At 53.9% G+C, this 1,604-nt stretch carries 2 protein-coding genes; both read left to right on the top strand.

Going from position 1 to position 1,604, the window contains the following annotated elements; translation table 11 throughout:
- Positions 1-743, top strand: a 743-nt coding sequence (locus F615_RS19110; protein WP_211211822.1) for a hypothetical protein, incomplete at its 5' end; no start/stop codon positions are given.
- A 78-nt stretch (positions 744-821) separates the two neighbouring features.
- Positions 822-1,502, top strand: coding sequence for a dienelactone hydrolase family protein (locus F615_RS0117305; RefSeq protein ID WP_019562398.1), 681 nt, complete (start codon positions 822-824; stop codon positions 1,500-1,502).
- The last annotated feature ends 102 nt before the right edge of the window (positions 1,503-1,604 follow it).

Below are 1,604 nucleotides of genomic sequence, written 5' to 3'. Positions count from 1 at the left end.
CATGTCCAAGCTCAAGCACCTGCCGGCCAGTCCGTTCGCGCCGGCGATGCCCCAGTGACGGTGTTGCTTTCCACACGAAACGACATGGAGCCTCGCTCACTCAGGCGGGCGGAACACAGCAGATGCTGGAGGGAGCCCTCCCTAACAAGAGCATCTCGGATCTCTCAAGGGTCACGTTCGAATTCGATCCGGTCAGAACTGCGGCAGCATACAAGGGCAATTCCAGAGAGCTACTGGCTGCAATCAAGAAGGCATTCAAGCCAAAGAAGGCAATAAGAACGACGGCGCGTAGCGTTTGGCCAAAATATTGCGAAACCATCCTGTCGACTGCTGAATTCCTGAGTGGCTTCTCCAGCCATGAGGAATTTGAATCTTGGGTAGCAGAGATGGCGGCATCGGATAAGACCCAGGCTGCACTACCATTAATTATCCAGAGCGAAATCCGCGGGTGTGGCTTTGCATTGGCGTGCAACTTCCTAATCGACATGGGGTTTGAGTGTTACGCCAAGCCGGATCGCCATGTGAAAAAGATTCTTGCCGGAGTTGGCATCATCGGAGATAAGGAGACCGACTACAAAGTTCTGAAAGTCGTTCAGAGCCTTGCTGCTGATGCGGGAGTTACACCATACGCGCTAGATAAGCTTCTTTATGTCATTGGTAGTGGCAACTACTTCATCCACGGAGAAACCGTGTCTTCAGTTGGTCGCAGAGATGCCTTTATCGCATTCGCTGCCGCCGCATAACAACTCGCTGCAGGGTCGACGGCCCTGACGGGCCGCGCCCTGAGCTCACACGTTAGCTCTCACAGGGGAGACCACGCTATGCAAAAGTTCCGGATCTACCTCATTCTCGCTTTGACTGCTGTCGCTGGGAACGTTTGGGCGCAGATGCCGAATGGTGAGTACCTTGAAGGGAGGGGATCAAAAAGTGCGGTCATTCTCGCCCACGGGCAAGGTTTGGATCCTGATTCGCAAGTTGTGGGGCCACTACGCAAAGCGGTCAATCGGGAGCTCGGATTCCATACACTTTCCCTCCAGATGCCAGTACTTCCCGGCAGAATCGGACCGGAACTGTTTCAGCAGTATGCCTCGACATTTCCAGAGGCCTACCAGCGCATCCAGGCGGCAATAGATTTCCTCAGAAAAGAGAAGGGAGTCGAGCGCGTATATCTCATGGGCTACAGCATGGGAGGCCGAATGACGAGCGCCTTTCTGGCCAATAACCCTGATGCTGGTGTAGTGGGCTTCATCGGCGTGGGGCTCTGGGCTGGGGGAACTGAGCCTCTTAACACGAACTTGAACCTGCGCAAGGTGAAGATCCCTGTGATCGACATCTACGCGGAAAGCGACCAGGATCTTAAATTCGCTGAATTTAGGAAGCCATTTGTCTCAGACCGCTTCAAGCAGGTTCCTATACCTGGAGCAAAGCACGACTATCGCGGCTACGATAAGCAGATAGCTGACATCGTAATCGGATGGCTTCGGGAGCAAGAGCCCAAGTAAAAGCTAACTGTCGAATCCCGGACGATCATATGGTCGCTTGTGAAACATATGCGGATGTGTGCGATGCCAGTCCTTCATGGCTTGCATGGGTGTGCGGGCGTT

Origin of the sequence: Caldimonas manganoxidans ATCC BAA-369, assembly GCF_000381125.1 — a bacterium.
GTDB lineage: Bacteria > Pseudomonadota > Gammaproteobacteria > Burkholderiales > Burkholderiaceae_C > Caldimonas > Caldimonas manganoxidans.
This window is presented reverse-complemented; position numbering and strand designations above follow the sequence as displayed.